The sequence below is a fragment of the Bradyrhizobium sp. 2TAF36 genome, from assembly GCF_052114925.1.
Classification (GTDB): Bacteria; Pseudomonadota; Alphaproteobacteria; order Rhizobiales; family Xanthobacteraceae; genus Bradyrhizobium; species Bradyrhizobium barranii.
Genome location: NZ_JBFRFR010000225.1, coordinates 1 through 1,536 on the forward strand (window position 1 = coordinate 1; position 1,536 = coordinate 1,536).

The 1,536-nt window shown below is 60.2% G+C and carries 2 protein-coding genes; both read right to left on the reverse strand.

Annotated elements, in window-relative coordinates:
- Positions 1-187: 187 nt before the first annotated feature.
- A complete protein-coding gene (locus AB4Z51_RS44860; protein ID WP_028155869.1) occupies positions 188-517 on the reverse strand; it encodes a GcrA family cell cycle regulator in 330 nt (109 codons plus the stop codon).
- 83 nt (positions 518-600) lie between these two features.
- On the reverse strand, positions 601-1,242 hold the full coding sequence (locus AB4Z51_RS44865) for a glutathione S-transferase family protein (protein ID WP_208086031.1): 642 nt from the start codon (positions 1,240-1,242) through the stop codon (positions 601-603).
- Positions 1,243-1,536: the final 294 nt, after the last annotated feature.

The window sequence follows — 1,536 nt, forward strand, 5'->3', positions numbered from 1 at the left end:
TTTGAGACCTGGCGAGGGGTACTAAAGATGTCCGCTCACTGGGGCTGACCGGAAGTCGTCTCGGGAGAACCAAACCGACGCGATTGACCCGAAGCAGACCAAGGCTTGGGGAATGGTCACGACAGCCGAACCGTTCGAGTTGGACCAGGACACGGACGCGGAGCGTAACGCCCGTCGTGGTTAGCGCTTAGCCAGTGTTCCTGACCGCCTCAGCTAGAATGGCGTACAGCTGCTGCTTGCTGAATTCCTTGGGCTGCTGCTTCTCTGCGGTGCTTCGCGACACCTTCTTCTCTACTCGACGTACCAGGGCGGCCGACGACGCCGGCCTTGGCTTCGGGGGCGGCCTTATCTTGGGTCTTGCTGTTGGCGGCTTGTGGCCACGCTTCAAGCCCGAACGGGTTAGCATCCCGCAGACCGCGTTACGGCTACACCCGAGACGGCGCGCAATCTGTGCCGCGCTCTGTCCTGCGGCCCAGAGCCTTTTGAGCAGCGCTACGTCTTTCGCATCCCAGCCCATGGAGAGATTATAGCGCGGACTGACCGACACTGGCTAGTCCAGGCCGCTCGCGGGAATCCCTTCTATGGATTCACGACTTGGCTCTACAACGCTGGTGATCTCTCCGCCCAAGCCTTGGTGGCTTGGCAGATTTCCATCGCCCGGGCGTAGGCGGGGCGTGTCGTCGTACGGGCGAGATAGGCACGCTCGACTGAACCCGGGGTATAGTTGCTGGTTCGCAGACCAAGCAGGAGTGCGTAGCTCACTGAAATGTCAGCAGCAGTGAACCGGTCTCCGGCGAGAAATGGACGATTTGCGAGACGCTGGATGACCAATCCCAGCCGGCTATGAAAGGTCTCCAGTGCCCAGATTGTGACCCGGGCGTTTCGCTCTGCTGCGGGGGCGAATGCGCGACCGACGATGACGGCGTTCATTGGTCCAGCGAGCCCGGCCTCTCCCAAATGGAGGAATTGCAGATAGGCGGCGAAAGCCGGATCATCCGGGGCGACGGCGAGCGGGCTCGGGCCGTGGCGGGCGAGCAGGTATTCGAGGATCGCGATCGACTCGACCATGATCATCTCGCCGTCCTGCAGCGCCGGGATAAAGCCGGCGGGGTTGATCGCAAGAAAATCGGGATCATTCTCGATAGCGAACAGATCGACCGGGCGTAGCCGATAAGCCACACCCAATTCCTCGAGCAGCCAAACGACACGGAACCCACGACCTTCGCCATAGACGGTGAGCATACTTGAGCGTCCTTACGTTGGCTTAAGTGCCTTAATTCGCAGGAGCGAGATTTCCACACCTGCTGCTATCGCTCTGACACGATATGCACAAGGTTCGTCGAATACTCGGCATCATGCAACGCCGGTCCTCCTCGCTTTATGGGTTCACGGCCTAGCACTACTTTGGCAGAATGTGTTTGCGCCCCTGTTTTTCAAGGATTTGCTTTCGGCAATATGGGCACTGCTGAGACGGCGGCCGAAGGATGAGATCGACGATGGCGTGACGTACGGCGGGCATGGTTGGCTGGGGCGGAG

What these genes read in the sequence shown, in the direction of transcription:
- AB4Z51_RS44865 (WP_208086031.1), bottom strand. Translation starts at nt 1,242, where the DNA reads ATGCTCACCGTCTATGGCGAAGGTCGTGGGTTCCGTGTCGTTTGGCTG.
- AB4Z51_RS44860 (WP_028155869.1), bottom strand. Translation starts at nt 517, where the DNA reads ATGGGCTGGGATGCGAAAGACGTAGCGCTGCTCAAAAGGCTCTGGGCC.